Consider the following 15,351-nt stretch of genomic DNA (forward strand, 5'->3'; position numbering starts at 1 on the left):
TTTCAAAATATCGATTTGGAATGGATCATGGGGCTCAGGCCGGCTGCCAGACGAACAGGAACCGTCTTCGGATCCTGTCCCACAGCGCTACCAGCCCGTCGGGTTCCAGGATCAGAAACAGGATGATGAGTGCGCCCAGCACGATGCGCTGGCTCATGTCGAGCACGCCCGAGTCAAAGACGTCGCCGAGCAGAAAGCCGCCGAGGCGGGACAGTGCCAGCGGGAAGACGACGATGAGGGCGGCGCCGAAGAACGCGCCGCGGATCGAAGCAAGGCCGCCGATGATGATGATGAACAGGATCTGGAAGGACCGATCGAGATCGAAACCATCAGGCTCGACGGTTCTAAGATAGGCGAAGGCCCAGATCACGCCGGCGACGCCGATAATGAACGACGAGATGGCGAAGGCCAGCAGCTTGGTCTTCAGCACCGGGATGCCGATGATGCGGGCGGCGGTTTCATTGTCGCGGATAGCGATGAAATTGCGCCCGGTCTGAGATGAGACCAACCGGTATGCGAGGACGGTGATGACGGCAACGATGGTCAGCGCGAAGAGATAACGGCCGACGGCGCCGTCGAGAGCGAAGCCGGCTATGGACAGTCTCGGCGCATCGATGACGCCGGACGCCGATTCGTTGGAGAACCAGCTGAATTTTGTCAGCGCCCATTGCACGAAGAACTGTGCGGCAAGCGTCGAGACCGCGAGATAAAAACCCTTCAGTCGCAGGCTCGGCAGGCCGAAGACGATGCCGATCGTCGCCGCGACAATGCCGGCCAGAAATATGCTGCCGACCAGCGGCAGGCCTTCCACGCGCAGGTTGAAATTATAGGCGGCAAAGGCGCCCGCCGCCATGAAGGCCGCACTCCCAAGCGAAACCTGGCCGGCATAGCCGGTAAGGATGTTGAGCCCGACGCCGGCAAGGCTGAGCGCCAGGAAGGGCAGCAGAATGGCCTCGAACAGATAGGAACTGCCGATCAGCGGCACGACGCCATAGGCGAAGACGAGCAACAGCACGGGCGCGATCCATTTCGGCAGCACTGGTGCCGCGGAGAAATCGCCTAATATCGCTGTCATGGCTCAGATCCTTTCCACGAGTTTCTGGCCGAACAGGCCGGAAGGACGGACCAGCAGGAAAACGAGCGCGACGACATAGGCGAACCAGCTCTCGATGCCGCCGCCGAAATAGTCGCCGATATAGACCTCTGCGAGCTTCTCGCTGGCGCCGATCAGCAGCCCGCCGACAATGGCGCCGAGGATGGAATCGAAGCCGCCGAGCACCAGCACCGGCAGCGCCTTCAGCACCACGAGGGACAGCGAGAACTGCACGCCGAGGCGCGCGCCCCAGAGCAGCCCGGCCACCAGCGCGACGAGGCCGGCGGCAGCCCACACGGTCGCCCAGATCAACGGCAGCCTGAGGCCGACCGCGAGGGCGGCGAACTGGTCGTCGGCGACGGCGCGAAAGGAGAGCCCGATGCGGGTGTAGCGGAAGAACAGCGACAGCAGGACAACCATGCCGGCGGCGACCACCGCGGCGAAGATGTCGAACTGGCTGATCAGTACGCCGCCGACTTCCAGCGGCACGTCCTCGATTCCGAGATCGAGACCGTGGACCTGCGTGCCCCAGATCAGCTGGGCGGCGCCCTCGATGATGTAGGATAGGCCGAGCGTCGCCATGAACAGTGTGATCGGCGGCTTGTTGGTCAGCGGCCTGAGTACCGTGCGCTCGATCGCGACGCCGATCGCCACCATGATGGCGAAGGTGACCGCCAGCGCCAGCGCGAACGGAACGCCGCGCTCAACGAGGCTGACGAAGGTCAGTGCGGCGAACAGGAGCAGCGCGCCTTGCGCGAAATTGAGCACGCCCGAGGTCTTGTAGATCAGCACGAAGCCGATCGCGACCAAGGAGTACATGACGCCGGACAGCAGGCCGCCGATGAGCACTTCTATGAAGAACTGGTAATCGAAATCGGCGGTCATATGCCTGCACCGTCCTCATTGTCGGAGGCGACGCCGAGATAGGCATCGATGACGCGCTGATCGTTCCTGACCTCGTCGGGCGTGGCGTCGGCGATCTTGCGGCCGTAGTCGAGAACGGCAATGCGGTCGGACAGACCCATGACGACGCCGACATCATGCTCGATCAGGACGACGGTGGTGGCGAAGCGGTCGCGCGCGGCGCGGACAAAGGCCGCCATCTCGCTCTTTTCGCCCGCGGTCATGCCGGCCATCGGCTCGTCGAGCAAAAGCAGGCGCGGCTCAGCAACCAGCGCGCGGGCGAGCTCGACGCGCTTCTGCAACCCGTAGGGCAGCGTACCGGCAAGGCGATCGCGGACAGCGGTGAGGTCGAGGAATTCGAGGACCTGGTCGGCGCGGCTCAGCGAGTCGCGCTGCTCGCCGCGCGAGCGGCCGACACCGAGCACCTGGCCGGCGAAATTGGAGCGGACCTTGTAGGCGAGGCCGGAGGCGACGTTGTCGAGGACGCTGAGGCCCTTGAACAGAGCAAGGTTCTGGAAGGTCCGGGCGACGCCGAGATGCGCCAGCCGCTGTGTCGGTATCTGGGCATAGCTGATGCCGTCGAGTCCGACATGGCCACGATCCGGCCGGTAGACGCCGCTGATGACGTTGATCAGCGAGCTTTTGCCGGCGCCGTTCGGGCCGATGATCGCCCGGATTTCGCCGGGATTGACCGACAGATCGATATCGGCGAGCGCTACGACGCCGCCAAACGATAGGCCGATGCCCTGAAGTGAAAGCAGCGGGGCGGCGGCCCCCGCGACGACCCTTGCCGGCTCGACGTGGTCTTCCGGCGGATTCTGCGGCCGCCGGTTTGACGGCAGCCCGCGCGCAAAGACCTCCGGCGCGTAGACCGAAGCCTCCATCACTCCAAGGGCATAGCTGGGCAACGGCATTCAAATCGTCCTCGATTGCTTCGGCAGGCGTGCAAGTCCTCATCGCCGCTCGACGGATCGAGCGCGCCCGGCATTGCCATTCGTGTGCTGGCCGGAATCCGGCCGGCGCTGGGTGACTATTCCGCCGCCAGCGACGCTGCCGCCTCGGCGTTCTCCAACTCGCGAACGAGCGGGATGACATGCTTGCCGAAATACTCGACCTCTTCCTGGAAGTGCAGGAAGCCGAGCAGGATGAGATCGGCGCCTGCGCGCTTCAGATCGACGATGCGCTCGGCGACTTGCCTCGGCGTACCGATGAGATTCGAGCGGAAGCCGTCATTGTACTGCACCAGATCGTCGAAGGAGGACTTCGCCCAATTGCCCTCGCCTTCCGGCGAAGCCTTGCCGGCATTCTTGACCTCGTGCCCAAAGGCATTGACCGCTTCGGGATTGGCCTTGCCGATGATCTCGGCAAGCACCGCCTTGGCCTCTTCCTCGGTCTCGCGGACGATGGCGAAGGCATTGACGCCCACCTTGACGGTATGGTTGTTGGCCTTCGCCTTGGCTTGGATGTCGTCCACCTGCTTGGCGATTTCGGCCGGCGTGTTGCCGTTGGTGAAGTACCAGTCAGAGACGCGCGATGCCATGTCGCGCGCGGCGCGCGACGAGCCGCCCTGGAAGATTTCGGGCAGCGGCTGCAGAGGCTTCGGCTTCAGCGAATACTCGTTGAAGCGGTAGAAATCGCCACGGAAGGTGAAGCTGTCCTGCGTCCATATTCCGCGCAGCGCACGGATGAATTCCTCCGAGCGGCGGTAGCGCTCGTCATGGTCCAGCCAATGTTCGCCGATAGCGTGGAACTCGCCACGGAACCAGCCGGAGACGAGGTTGACCGCGACACGGCCATTGGTCAGGTAGCTGATGGTGGCGATCTGCTTGGCCGCCAGCGCCGGATTCCAGGGTCCGGGCAGGATCGCCGCGATGACCTTGAGCGTCGTGGTGGCGGCCAATAGATCGTGACTAAAAGCCACCGATTCATGCTGCTCGTCGGCGCCGTAGCCGGCGGTGAAACGGATTTGGCTCAGCGCATAATCGAAGCCGGCCTTCTCGGCGACCTGCGCCAGCTTGCGGTTGTACTCAGCCGAATGGTTGGTGCGCTGCTCGATGTTGGAGATCACCAGGCCACCCGAAACATTCGGCACCCAGTAGGCGAATTTGATCGCGTCGGTTTGTGTGTGTGCCATGAACTGTCTCCCATTCAGGCTGTGTCGTTGATCGATCCGGCGGCACCAGATTTCCCCTTATTTATTATGTTTATAGAATATATATACAAAGAAGGATTTTCCGTTTTTGAGGCATTCGCCGGACGGAAATACCAATTTTGCCGGGACCGCGCCGGCTTCCTATTTTTGTCAGCGCGCGGCCGGGCCCGGCGCGGCATTGGCGCCGGCAGTTCCGAACGGGAGCGCGAGCAGCTTTGCAACTTCGGTCGCGACCGCCTGCGCATGGCGGGCGACCTCCGGCAGGCCCATGAGCTCACCGAAAGTCCCGCGCGCCAGCGGACCGGCGACGAAGAGTGCGGCGGCCGCCTTGCCATCGCGGCGAACGGCGCGGCTGTCGAGGCCTGTCTCGATACCCAGAAGGTACTGGTCGGCCCTGACCAGCCCGGCATCGGCCAGCGAGCGTAGCGCTGGGTTCAGCCGCAGCGCTTGCCCGTGAGCCGGCCCCGTCGTGTTGATGACGGCATCGAAGCGCGCGGTCTCGATCCCGGTCTGGCCGCGCCGCTGAAAACTGACCGCCAGACTGTCGCCCTCGTTGTTCGATGCAACGAGCCTGGCAGCGATGTTGTCGAAAGTACCGGCTGCCTGACGGCGATCCAGCACGGCCGCGACCTGCGGTGCGATCCTGAAGCGATGCACATCCCAGAACACGCGCAGCTGGCGAACCAGCGTCGCGCGCTCCGTCGCGGCAAGTGCCGCCCAAATCACCGGCCCTTGCAGGCGCAACTGGTCGAAAACGGATTGCCAGTTGCTATCGGCCGCACGCGCCGACGCCAGCGTGGCGCGGATGGTCTTGAGCAACCCAAGCGCCGTCGTGGCCGGCGATGATGCAAAGTCGCCGAAGGGCTCGCCCCTGACGTCCGGGTGGCCGCGCGAGCGCAGTCCGCGGCGGGATAGCGCTAGGATACGGCCGCGGTGACCACGGCGATCGAGTTCGGCGACCATGTCGGCCGAGGTCAGCCCGGAGCCGACGATCAGCACCGACGCGTCCGGCCCGATTCCGGAAAGCGCCGACGTGCCATACGGATCGGCGACGAATCCCGGTGCGTCCGCGAGCGGATTTAGCGCGGCTGGGACGTCGGGTTGCGGATGCGTCGCCGCCAGGACGACGATGTCGGCGGCGACCGGTTCGGCGGAAGTGTGCACGGTCCAACCCGCACCGGTCCTATCTGGCACGACCGCTGTGGCAAGGCCGGCGACGTGACGAACCGCGCCCGAAGCGACATGGGGCGCCAGTTGCTCGGCAACGTAGCGGCCGAACACGCGCCGGCGTGGAAAGGCGTCGCCATTCTTCCAGATCGCATCCGTGTCGCGATCAAGTTCACCGTCGCCAATCAGCCAGCGCGCAAAGTGCTGCGGGTCGTCGGGAGCCATGCTCATCCTGACAGCCGGAACGTTGACCCGATGCGACGGCTCCTCGCTGGAATAGGCAAGGCCGCCGCCAAGCGCCGGCCGCGGCTCGATTACCGAGATCGACAGGCGCTCCGGCGGATGGGCCCGCGCCAGGTGCCAGGCCACCGCAGAGCCTGAAAAGCCGCCGCCGACTATGGCGACGCGCAATCGGCGGGCCGGAGGGAACGCGTTCACGAGGCGCTGGTGAGCGACTTCGGCCGATGGTCGCCGGCGATGGTCTCGCCGAACGGACCGGTGTTGACCGACGAACCGCTTGATTTGACCGGGTGATCTGTCGGCAGCTTCGGCAGCACCAACTCGCCGAAACGATAGGCTTCTTCCAGATGGGGATAGCCGGAGAGGATAAAAGTATCGATGCCGAGGCGCCGGTATTCGTCGATGCGTTCGGCGATCGTGTCGGGGTCGCCGACAAGCGCGGTCCCAGCGCCGCCGCGCACCAGGCCGACACCGGCCCAGAGATTGGGCGCGATCTCAAGCTTGGCGCGGTTGCCGCCATGCAGCGCGCTCATCCGCGCCTGGCCGACCGAATCCATGCGGGCAAAGACCTTTTGCGCCGATGCGATCGTCGCATCGTCGAGCCGGCTGATCAGCCTGTCCGCCGCGGCCCAGGCCTGTTCGGTGGTTTCGCGCGCGATGACATGCAGGCGAATGCCGAAGGAAAGCTTGCGGCCGGCCTTCTCGGCCAATTCACGCACACCGTCCAGCTTGCGCTCGACGTCGGCGGGCGGTTCGCCCCAGGTCAGGTATTTGTCGATCTCCTGTGCCGCTACCGTCGACCCCGCATCGGACGAGCCGCCGAAATAGAGCGGCGGGTAAGGCGTCTGCACCGGGGGAAACAGCAGCCGGCCATCCTCGATGCGGAAATGCTTTCCTTCGTGCTCGACCGTCTCGCCGCCCAGCACGCGCTTGTAGATCTGCAGGAATTCCTGCGTCACCTCATAGCGTTCCGCATGCGACAGGAAGATGCCGTCGCCCTTGTTCTCCAGCGGATCGCCACCGGTAACCACATTGATAAGCAGGCGGCCGTTGGAAATGCGGTCGAGCGTTGCGGTCATGCGCGCGGCGAGCGTCGGCGACTGCAGACCGGGACGCACGGCGACGAGGAAGCGCAACCGCTCGGTCAGCGGCGCCAGCGCCGAGGCGATCACCCAGGAATCCTCGCAGGCCCTGCCGGTCGGCAACAGCACGCCATAGTAGCCCAGCGTGTCGGCGGCCTTCGCCACTTGCGTCAGATAGGGCAGATCGACGGCCCTGCCGCCCTCGGATGTGCCGAGATAGCGGCTGTCGCCATGCGTTGGCAGAAACCAGAGTACCTTGATGCGGTCGGGAACGTCTCGAATCATGGTCTGCCTCCCGCCGCCTCGCGGCAATGGCTGATCATGCGTGACGGAATTGAAGGCGAGCGCAAAGGGATAGGCATGGCGTGGTCCTGTCCGGGGAAAACCAGATCGCCGATGCAGATTGCTTATTCCATAAACTCTGTAGAGTTAGTTTATTCCAAATCCGATGGCGCGATTAGAAATTCTCTTCCCGAACCGGTGGAGCCAGTTCCAGCAAGCTGGATTCCAGCAGGCTGTGGAACCTCGCATTGGATGCATTCCAATTTACGTTCCAGTATAATCCGACCATTTCTGGTGAACGAAGCCACGGATTTGCCATGGACCTGGATCCTTCGACCCTCAATCGGGCTCTGCCGTTGCGCGATCAGATCTATCATAAGATCCGCAACCTGATCGTCGTCGGACAGATGAAGCCAGGGGAAGTGATCAACGAGGTGGCGATCGCGGAGGCCCTCGGCGTCTCGCGCACACCGGTGCGCGAAGCCGTCAAGCGCATCAGCGACGAAGGCCTGGTCAAGATCCTGGCACAGACGGGCACCTATGTCGCGCCGATCAGCCGGGCCGATCTGGAGGAAGCCTATGTCATCCGCCGGGCCCTTGAGATGGAGAGCGCCAGGCGCGCGGCCGCAAAGCTCACGCCGGCAGCCAGCGAATTGCTGGAAGACAACATGGCGGCGCACCGGCTGGCCATATCGCGCGGCCGCTATGCCACCGCGATCCAGCTCGACGACGTCTTTCACCGCACCATCGCCGAGATCTGCGGCCTGCCGATGATCTGGCGGGCGGTCGACATCTCCAAGGCACAGATGGACCGTGGCCGCTATCTCGCCATCCCCAGGCCCGGCTATGGCGAACAGACGATCGAGCAACACGAGGCCATTCTCGACGCGCTGAAACGTCACGACGCCGAAGGTGCCGCGCAAGCGATGGAAAACCATCTTGAGACGTCGTTCCGCAACACGCTCGAAGTCGCCGCCGACCTTCTCGGCTAAGCTCGCGAGATACCGGACACGATCATAGTTTTGCCAATGTTCAGGCGGGGTGCTGCAGCTGGCTAAGCCCGCCATCGACGACCAGGCAAGCCGCATTCATGAAAGGGCATTCGTCGGAAATCATGAACACCGCGGCCAGCGCGATCTCGCGCGCCGAAGCGATGCGGCCGCCGGGATGCAGCGCCATCGTCTTGGCGCGCGCTGCCGCCGGATCGGCAAAGCTGTTCCAGTAGTCCGTCACCTTTTGCGTCTCGACATAGCCTGGCGCCAGTGCGTTCACGCGGACGCCTTGCCCGGCATATTCGAGCGCCAGCGATTTGGTCAGGCCGAGCAGCGCGTGCTTGGCGACGGGATAGGGAAAGGTGTGCGGAATGATGGTGAAGCTGTGCGTCGAAGCGATGTTGAGGATGGCGCCGCCGCCGCTCGCGCGCATGCCCGGCAGCACCGCCTTGCTGCAAATCCACGCGCCTTTGACGTTGACGTCGAAATTGCGGTTCCACTCCTCCTCGGTCGTATCCAGCGGCGTCGAGAACACATTCATCCCCGCATTGTTGATCAGAGCGTTGACCGGGCCGATCTCATCATCGGCCTGCTTGACGGCAGCGGCAATCGCGGCGGCATCACTGACGTCGGCTGCCACATGTCCGACATGACTTTGCGCTGCCGCCAAGCCGGCGACGGTCTTGTCCAGCAGCGCGCCGTCGCGATCGACCAGGAATAGCCTTGCGCCTTCGGCAAGGCAGGCTTCTGCGATGGCGAGCCCGATGCCCTGCGCGGCACCCGTCAGGAAGATGCGTTTGCCGGACAGGCGCTCAGCCATCGTGGTCACTCCAATCTACAACGCTCGTTGCGAACCCCGCGCTGAAGCTTTCGCCGGGGTTCAGCATGCGCAGCCCCATGGGATCGGTCCCGAAATGTCTCAGCGCATTGGGAGTATGGCTCATTGGCTCGAAGCAGAAAAAGTCGCGTTCGCCATCCGGAGCATAAAGCATGTAGCGACGGAGCGCCTGGCTTGCCTCGATGTCGAGCCCGAGTGCTCGTTCGGGCCAGACGATGCGCGCAACACCGCTCCAGCCTTCGAATGCATTGTTCAGCCAGCGGTCCGGCAATCGGCGCGGCGTCGAGAAGTCGACCTCGTCCGCAAGGGCGATCCGCTCGCCGGGCAGGTGCCCGCCACGTTCGCTCCACCAGTCGCTTGCCGGCGCCAAGAGGGTCGTCAGCGGCGTGCGCGGAAAGAACGGGTGAAAACCGAGGCCAAACGGCAATGCCGTTTCGCCGGTGTTGGCAACGGACAAAGTGAGGTCCAGGCGCGGGCCGGCGAGCCGGAAAGACTGCCGCGCGCGATAGGCATACGGCGAACCCGCGCTCTCCGGCTTGTCGAAGGCCAGCACGGCCTTGTCGGCGCTGCTCTGCTCCACCGTCCAGGCGCCAAGCCAGCCATCGCCATGAATGTACAAGGGGTCGGCGGCGTTGCGGGCGAAGTGGAATGTAAGGCCGCCACAGGAGAAGGCGTTGCCTTCGACGCGGTTGCCGATCGGCACCAACGGGAAGCAGGCGCAATTCGCGACATCGAATTCGGCCTTGCTCCCGTAGGGGCGCAGGAATGGCACACCCTCGGCTGTATGGCCCGCGACGATCGCGCCTCCGAGCGGGCTGATGGAGACGCTCAACCGATCGCTGTCAATGCGGATCCAGGACGACATTTGCCTCCCCCGCTCAGCGGCGGCCCAATGCCGACGAGCGCAGATTGTCGAGCAGCACGGCGAGCAGCAGGATCACGCCGCGCACGATATACTGGTAGAAGGCCGGGATGTTGAGCAGGTTCATGGCGTTTTCGGCTATTCCCATGATGAGTACGCCGACGATGACGCCCGACATGGTGGCGCGGCCACCGGCAAGCGAGACGCCGCCGAGCACGCAAGCCGAGATGACCGAAAGCTCGAGCCCGACCGCTGCGTTGGGCTGGCCCGAGGTGATGCGCGAGGCCAGCAGGATGCCGGCAATGCCGCAGACGACGCCCTGCAGCGCGAAGATCCAGATGCGCGTTCGGTCGACACTGACGCCGGCAAGACGCGAGGCCTCCGGATTGCCGCCGATGGCCAGCGTGTTCTTGCCGAAAACCGTGCGGTTCAAGACGAAGCCGAAGATGCCGAAGAGAATGGCGAGCACCCAGACCGGCGTCGGTATGCCCAGGAATTTCGACAGCGCCAGCTGGTAGAAATCCGGGCTGTTGATGCCGACGGCGCGACCGTCGGACGCAATCAGCGCCAGGCCGCGCACGATCTGCATCGTGGCAAGCGTGGTGATCAGCGCGTTGATGCGGAATTTGGCGATGACGACGCCGTTGATGAAACCCACAAGCCCGCCGCAGGCGATTGCCGCCAGAAGTCCCAGCACGATCGATCCGGTGTAGTTCGACGCCATCACCGCGACCATGCCGGCGAATGCCACGATCGAGCCTACCGACAGGTCGAAGTCGCGCGCCGCGAGGCAGAACATCATGGTGCAGGCGACGATGCCGACGGTGACCACCGACTGCAGCAAGCCGAGCATGTTGCGGTCGGTCAGGAAATTCGGCACCAGCAGCGACACAACCGCGAAGGCAACGACGAAGATGACGACGAGTCCCTGTTCGCCGAGCAGGATCTTCTTCAACTGAACGGTCATGGCGGATGTCCTCAGGATGCGATCGCGTCGGGGGTTTTCTTGTCGGGAAGGGCCGCCGCCAGAATCGCCCTCTCGGCGAACTGGTCACGCGTGAGTTCGGCGCCGATGCGTCCGCCGCACATCACCAGTATGCGGTCGCAGATGCCCATCACTTCCGGCAATTCGGACGAGACGACGACGATCGCCATGCCGTCCTCCGCAAGCTGGTAGAGCAGTTCATAAATCTCGGATTTGGCGCCGACGTCGATGCCGCGCGTCGGCTCGTCAATGACGAGGACCCGCACGCCCTGCTCCGACAGCCAGCGGCCCAGGATGACCTTCTGCTGGTTGCCGCCGGAGAGATTGATGATGTCCTGCTTGCGCGAGGGCGTGCGCACCTTGAGCTTGCTGATGAAGGTTTCGGCGGTCGCGATCTCGCTGGCTCGGTTCAGCACCCCGAAGCGGGTGTGGTGGCGTCGCGACGAAATGTTGATGTTCTCCTCGATCGAGCGGCCCTGGATGATGCCGTCATGCTTGCGGTCCTCCGAGCACAACACGATGCCGGCCCGGATCGACCCGTGCGGATCGGCGGCATGGACCATCTTGCCGTCAACGCTGATGACGCCGTCCGAACGCGGGTCGGCGCCGAAGACCAGCCGCATCAGTTCCGAGCGCCCGGCGCCGATCAGGCCGAAGAAACCGACGATCTCGCCGGCGCGAGCCTCGAAACTGGCCGGGGTCTTCAGCTTGGCGCCGCTGAGATTGTCGACCTTCAGGCGGACGTCTCCTGTCTTGCGCGGGCGAAAACCCCAGATATCGGAGATTTCGCGGCCGACCATTTCGGCGACGACCTGGTCGCGGGTGACGTGCTCAAGCGAAGCGTGGTGCGCCGCGAGCTTGCCGTCGCGCAGCACGGTCAGGCTGTCGCAGAGCCGGAACACCTCGTCGAGCCGATGCGAGACGTAGATGATGACCTTGCCCTCGCCGCGCAGGCGGTCGATCAGAGCGAACAGGATCTCGCTTTCGCGCGAGGACAGCGAGGAGGTCGGCTCGTCCAGCGCGATGACGCGCGCGTCTAGCATGATCGCCTTGGCGATCTCGACCATCTGGCGTTCGCCGATCGACAGCGTCTTGACCTTGCGGCGCATGTCGATGTCGATGCCGGCCGATTTCAGCTTGGCGCCGACATCTTCCAGCATCCTGCGGCCGGCGATGATGCCGGCGCTGGCGGGAAAGCGACCGAGGCTGAGATTCTCGGCAACGGTCAGCTCCGGGACGAGTTGCAGTTCCTGGTGAATGACGATGACACCATTGTCGAAGGCATCCCTGGTCGAGGCATAGGCCTGGACCTTGCCGTCGATGCGGATTTCGCCTGCATCGGCATGCTGGTCACCCGACAGGATCTTGATCAAGGTGGATTTGCCGGCGCCGTTCTCGCCCATCAGGCCATGCACCGCGCCCTTGTCGACGCCGAACGAGACGTCCGACAGCGCCCTGACGCCCGGATAGGTCTTGGTGATGTGCGAGAATTCGAGAAAGGACACCGCTTCGATCCTTCTAGTGCCACGAAAACAGGCGGCGGGATGAGCCGCCGCCTGTTTTTACAGGGAGGACTATTCGATGCCGAGGCCCTGCCGGACCTTCTGATAATCGTCGCGCTTGGCGAGCGCGCCGGAAGTCAGGATCAGCTTCTCCGGTTCCTTGTTGTTGGCGACCCAATCGTACATGTTGAGCGCCGTTTCATAGCCATGGCGCTTCGGCGAGATGATCACCGTGCCGACGAAGCCGGTAGCGGTCGGCTTCTTGAACTCGTTGATCGCCGAATCCGCGCCGCCGATGCCGACGCCGATCATGCCGTCGGCCGGAATACCGACGCTTTCGGAGGCGCGCACGGCACCCAACACGGCTTCGTCGTTCAGACCGAAGGACACCCACTTCTTGATGCCGGCATGAGCATTGAGAACCACCGTCGCGGCATTGAGGGCAGCCTCGGTGTCGGTCTTGGCCTGCGGGGCGTCGAAAATGTTCTCGGCCTTGAAGCCGTTCGCCTTCAGCACCGAGATGGCGCCTTCGACGCGGTCGACCGCCGTCGGCAGTTGGTCATAGGAGACGCGGATCGCGCCGACCTCGTCGGCCTTCCAGCCGCGCGCCTTCATTTCATCGACGATCGCCTGGCCGACGGCCTCACCAATCTTGGTTGCCGAGATGCCCATATGCGGCACGTCTTCCAGCGCCTTGCCGTCGGCGCCGACCAGGCGGTCGTCGACGGTCATCAGCTTGAGATTGTTGGCAGCGGCCTTGGCGACGATGCCAGGACCGAGCTTTACGTCCGGCGTGCAGACGATGAAGCCCTGGGCGCCCTGCGCACCGAGATTGTCGATTGCCGACATCAGCTTCTCACCATCCTCGGCACCGATCTTGACGAGGGTAAAACCCTTCTCCTTGGCAGCCTGGTCGGCGAACTTCCATTCGTCCTGGAACCACGGCTCCTCGGGCTGTTTGACGATGAAGCCGATCTTGGCGTCCTGAGCATATGCAGCGATGGTCGTGATGGACAGCACGGCAAGCGCGCCCGCGACGAGCGCGGTCTTCAAAAGTCGCATGATTACCTCCCAGCGATAGGCCGGACACTCAGCCCGGGCACCGGAGTCTCTAATTGTTTTTATCATACTCGTCAATTGATCTGGTATGATAATTGGGATACATGCACTGACCAGTGACCCTGGCGCAAATCACCCGCATCCGGTAAGGCCGGGCCGGTGGTGCGAGACCAGCGGTTCGCCGCCTTGGAGGAGGGCTGAGGTGACCGAAAGTTTGAAGAAGGCGCAAGGCGATACCACCGCTCGACGCCCGCGCGTCATGCCTGACGTGACGAAGGCGATCGCCTCGGATATCTTTTCCGGTCGTTATCCGGCCGGCTCCTCCTTGCCCACCGAAAACGATCTTGGGATCGAATATGGCGTCAGCCGCACCGTCATTCGCGAAGCCCTGAAGGTGCTGGCAGCCAAGGGCTTGGTGCTGTCGCGGCCGCGTGTCGGCACCACCGTCTGCAACGAAGACGACTGGAACATCATCGACCCGCAAGTGCTGGCGTGGCATGCGCCGCATGCGTTGGACGACAAATTGTTCGATGCCATCCTCGAAACGCGCCGCGCCATCGAACCGCTGGTCGCGGAACTGGCCGCCAACCGCGCGACGCTGCAGGAGATCGCCAACCTCGAAGCAGCGTGGCGAGGCATGGCGGGCGCCGGCGAGGACCTTGTCACCTTCTCGCGCAGCGACATCGCCTTTCACCAGATCCTCTATGCCGCAAGCCATAACCCGATTTTTCGCCAGATCGGCAATTTGATAGATACCGGGCTCAAATTCTCGCTGGAGGCGACGGCAACCATCTCGCTCAGCCGGCGCATGGAAGCCGTGGCGGCGCATCGCGAGGTGGTGGAGGCGTTGCGCATGCGCAATGCCGAAGCCGCGCGTGGCGCGGCGAATAGAATTCTCGACCTCGCGGCGCGCGATCTCGTCAGCGCCAAGAAACTCAAGAACAACTGAGACCTTGCATGAAAATCACCGCGCTCACCACCTATATCGTTCCGCCGCGCTGGCTGTTCCTGAAGATCGAGACCGACGCCGGCGTCACCGGCTGGGGCGAGCCGGTCGTCGAAGGCAGGGCTCTGACCGTCGAGGCGGCGGTCAAGGAACTGGCCGACTATCTCATCGGCAAGGACCCTCGCCTGATCGAGGACCATTGGACGGTGATGCATCGCGGCAGTTTCTATCGCGGTGGGCCGATCCTGATGAGCGCCATTGCCGGCATCGACCAGGCGCTGTGGGACATCAAGGGCAAGGCGCTCGGCGTTCCCGTGCATGAGCTACTCGGCGGTAAGCTGCGCGACACCATCAAGGTCTATTCATGGATCGGCGGCGACCGGCCGGCAGAGGTCGCGGCGGGCGCCAAGGAGGTGGTCGCACGCGGCTTCCTCGCGCTCAAGATGAACGGCACCGAGGAATTGCAGATCGTCGACAGCCACGACAAAATAGACGCTGCGGTGGAGCGCGTCGCCATGGTGCGCGAGGCGGTCGGGCCCGACATCGGCATCGCCGTCGATTTCCACGGCCGCGTGCATCGGCCGATGGCGCGTATCCTGGTCAAGGAATTGGAGCCCTACCGGCTGATGTTCATCGAGGAGCCGGTGCTCAGCGAAAACCGCGAGGCGCTGAAGGAGATCGCCGCGCTTGGCTCGACGCCGATCGCGCTCGGCGAACGCCTCTACAGCCGCTGGGATTTCAAGTCCGTGTTCGAGGAAGGCGTCGTCGACATCATCCAACCCGACCTGTCGCACGCCGGCGGCATCACCGAATGCCGCAAGATCGCGGCGATGGCGGAGGCCTATGACGTCGCCGTGGCGCCGCACTGCCCGCTGGGACCGATCGCGCTCGCCGCATGCCTGCAGCTCGATGCGGTGAGCTACAACTGCTTCATCCAGGAGCAGAGCCTCGGCATCCACTACAACGCGGCCAACGACCTGCTCGACTACGCCGCGAACAAGAACGTCTTTCGCTACGAGGATGGTTATGTCGCCATTCCCGACGGCCCGGGCCTCGGCGTCGAGATCGACGAGGACTATGTCAAGGAGCGAGCAAGGGAAGGCCACCGCTGGCGCAACCCGGTCTGGCGCCACAAGGACGGCTCTTTCGCCGAGTGGTGATCGCCGCAGCTGCCGTCGACAGAGGCAGAGTCGGCTCGGGTTGTGCGGCAAGCCCGCGTGGCGCCTGCGAGCCGGGGAATTCCAACGG

14 protein-coding genes are annotated in these 15,351 nt (G+C 63.9%); 3 read left to right on the forward strand and 11 right to left on the reverse strand.

The window, feature by feature from the left end:
- Nucleotides 1-34: 34 nt before the first annotated feature.
- The 6 genes from NKJ26_RS04960 to ssuD form a co-directional block, all read right to left on the reverse strand.
- Nucleotides 35-1,075 (reverse strand): branched-chain amino acid ABC transporter permease, encoded by a 1,041-nt coding sequence (locus tag NKJ26_RS04960; protein ID WP_352694143.1) that lies wholly within the window; start codon nt 1,073-1,075, stop codon nt 35-37.
- 3 nt (nt 1,076-1,078) lie between these two features.
- Nucleotides 1,079-1,978, reverse strand: a complete 900-nt coding sequence (locus tag NKJ26_RS04965; RefSeq protein WP_352694145.1) for a branched-chain amino acid ABC transporter permease — start codon at nt 1,976-1,978, stop codon at nt 1,079-1,081.
- Nucleotides 1,975-2,910 carry an ABC transporter ATP-binding protein gene (locus NKJ26_RS04970; RefSeq protein WP_352694147.1) on the reverse strand — a complete coding sequence of 312 codons (936 nt, stop codon included), beginning with the start codon at nt 2,908-2,910 and terminating at the stop codon, nt 1,975-1,977. The genes NKJ26_RS04965 and NKJ26_RS04970 overlap by 4 nt, the downstream gene beginning before the upstream one ends.
- 116 nt (nt 2,911-3,026) lie before the next feature.
- Nucleotides 3,027-4,130 carry a dimethylsulfone monooxygenase SfnG gene (gene sfnG, locus NKJ26_RS04975; RefSeq protein WP_352694149.1) on the reverse strand — a complete coding sequence of 368 codons (1,104 nt, stop codon included), beginning with the start codon at nt 4,128-4,130 and terminating at the stop codon, nt 3,027-3,029.
- Between the two features lie 168 nt (nt 4,131-4,298).
- On the reverse strand, nt 4,299-5,753 hold the full coding sequence (locus tag NKJ26_RS04980) for an FAD/NAD(P)-binding protein (RefSeq protein ID WP_352694151.1): 1,455 nt from the start codon (nt 5,751-5,753) through the stop codon (nt 4,299-4,301).
- Complete coding sequence (gene ssuD, locus NKJ26_RS04985) at nt 5,750-6,922, reverse strand: FMNH2-dependent alkanesulfonate monooxygenase (protein WP_352694153.1); 1,173 nt, start codon at nt 6,920-6,922, stop codon at nt 5,750-5,752. Before ssuD ends, NKJ26_RS04980 begins: the two co-directional genes overlap by 4 nt.
- A 314-nt stretch (nt 6,923-7,236) precedes the next feature.
- Between ssuD and NKJ26_RS04990 the strand changes: the two genes are divergently transcribed.
- A complete protein-coding gene (locus NKJ26_RS04990; RefSeq protein ID WP_352694155.1) occupies nt 7,237-7,911 on the forward strand; it encodes a GntR family transcriptional regulator in 675 nt (224 codons plus the stop codon).
- 40 nt (nt 7,912-7,951) lie between these two features.
- On the opposite strand, the gene NKJ26_RS04995 is transcribed toward NKJ26_RS04990, so the two are convergent.
- The 5 genes from NKJ26_RS04995 to NKJ26_RS05015 form a co-directional block, all read right to left on the reverse strand.
- The gene (locus NKJ26_RS04995; RefSeq protein ID WP_352694157.1) at nt 7,952-8,731 is read right to left on the reverse strand and encodes an SDR family oxidoreductase; all 780 of its coding nucleotides are present in this window, start codon (nt 8,729-8,731) and stop codon (nt 7,952-7,954) included.
- Nucleotides 8,724-9,614, reverse strand: a complete 891-nt coding sequence (locus tag NKJ26_RS05000; protein ID WP_352694159.1) for an aldose 1-epimerase — start codon at nt 9,612-9,614, stop codon at nt 8,724-8,726. The genes NKJ26_RS04995 and NKJ26_RS05000 overlap by 8 nt, the downstream gene beginning before the upstream one ends.
- A gap of 13 nt (nt 9,615-9,627) precedes the next feature.
- Nucleotides 9,628-10,578 carry an L-arabinose ABC transporter permease AraH gene (gene araH, locus NKJ26_RS05005; RefSeq protein ID WP_352694161.1) on the reverse strand — a complete coding sequence of 317 codons (951 nt, stop codon included), beginning with the start codon at nt 10,576-10,578 and terminating at the stop codon, nt 9,628-9,630.
- An 11-nt stretch (nt 10,579-10,589) separates the two neighbouring features.
- Complete coding sequence (gene araG, locus NKJ26_RS05010; protein ID WP_352694163.1) at nt 10,590-12,101, reverse strand: L-arabinose ABC transporter ATP-binding protein AraG; 1,512 nt, start codon at nt 12,099-12,101, stop codon at nt 10,590-10,592.
- Between the two features lie 69 nt (nt 12,102-12,170).
- Nucleotides 12,171-13,160, reverse strand: a complete 990-nt coding sequence (locus tag NKJ26_RS05015) for an arabinose ABC transporter substrate-binding protein (protein WP_352694165.1) — start codon at nt 13,158-13,160, stop codon at nt 12,171-12,173.
- A gap of 256 nt (nt 13,161-13,416) precedes the next feature.
- Here NKJ26_RS05015 and NKJ26_RS05020 point away from each other — a divergent pair, with 256 nt between their 5' ends.
- Nucleotides 13,417-14,106, forward strand: a complete 690-nt coding sequence (locus NKJ26_RS05020) for a FadR/GntR family transcriptional regulator (RefSeq protein WP_352694282.1) — start codon at nt 13,417-13,419, stop codon at nt 14,104-14,106.
- 8 nt (nt 14,107-14,114) lie between these two features.
- Entirely contained in the window at nt 14,115-15,263 is a 1,149-nt protein-coding gene (dgoD, locus tag NKJ26_RS05025) for a galactonate dehydratase (RefSeq protein WP_352600002.1), read from the forward strand.
- Nucleotides 15,264-15,351: the final 88 nt, after the last annotated feature.

The sequence above is a fragment of the Mesorhizobium sp. M0152 genome (genome assembly GCF_040322415.1).
Classification (GTDB): Bacteria; Pseudomonadota; Alphaproteobacteria; order Rhizobiales; family Rhizobiaceae; genus Mesorhizobium.

What these genes read in the sequence shown, in the direction of transcription:
- ssuD (WP_352694153.1), bottom strand. Translation starts at nt 6,922, where the DNA reads ATGATTCGAGACGTTCCCGACCGCATCAAGGTACTCTGGTTTCTGCCA.
- NKJ26_RS05015 (WP_352694165.1), bottom strand. Translation starts at nt 13,160, where the DNA reads ATGCGACTTTTGAAGACCGCGCTCGTCGCGGGCGCGCTTGCCGTGCTG.
- NKJ26_RS04995 (WP_352694157.1), bottom strand. Translation starts at nt 8,731, where the DNA reads ATGGCTGAGCGCCTGTCCGGCAAACGCATCTTCCTGACGGGTGCCGCG.
- NKJ26_RS04965 (WP_352694145.1), bottom strand. Translation starts at nt 1,978, where the DNA reads ATGACCGCCGATTTCGATTACCAGTTCTTCATAGAAGTGCTCATCGGC.
- NKJ26_RS04990 (WP_352694155.1), top strand. Translation starts at nt 7,237, where the DNA reads ATGGACCTGGATCCTTCGACCCTCAATCGGGCTCTGCCGTTGCGCGAT.
- araH (WP_352694161.1), bottom strand. Translation starts at nt 10,578, where the DNA reads ATGACCGTTCAGTTGAAGAAGATCCTGCTCGGCGAACAGGGACTCGTC.
- NKJ26_RS04970 (WP_352694147.1), bottom strand. Translation starts at nt 2,910, where the DNA reads ATGCCGTTGCCCAGCTATGCCCTTGGAGTGATGGAGGCTTCGGTCTAC.
- dgoD (WP_352600002.1), top strand. Translation starts at nt 14,115, where the DNA reads ATGAAAATCACCGCGCTCACCACCTATATCGTTCCGCCGCGCTGGCTG.
- NKJ26_RS05000 (WP_352694159.1), bottom strand. Translation starts at nt 9,614, where the DNA reads ATGTCGTCCTGGATCCGCATTGACAGCGATCGGTTGAGCGTCTCCATC.
- sfnG (WP_352694149.1), bottom strand. Translation starts at nt 4,130, where the DNA reads ATGGCACACACACAAACCGACGCGATCAAATTCGCCTACTGGGTGCCG.
- NKJ26_RS05020 (WP_352694282.1), top strand. Translation starts at nt 13,417, where the DNA reads ATGCCTGACGTGACGAAGGCGATCGCCTCGGATATCTTTTCCGGTCGT.
- NKJ26_RS04960 (WP_352694143.1), bottom strand. Translation starts at nt 1,075, where the DNA reads ATGACAGCGATATTAGGCGATTTCTCCGCGGCACCAGTGCTGCCGAAA.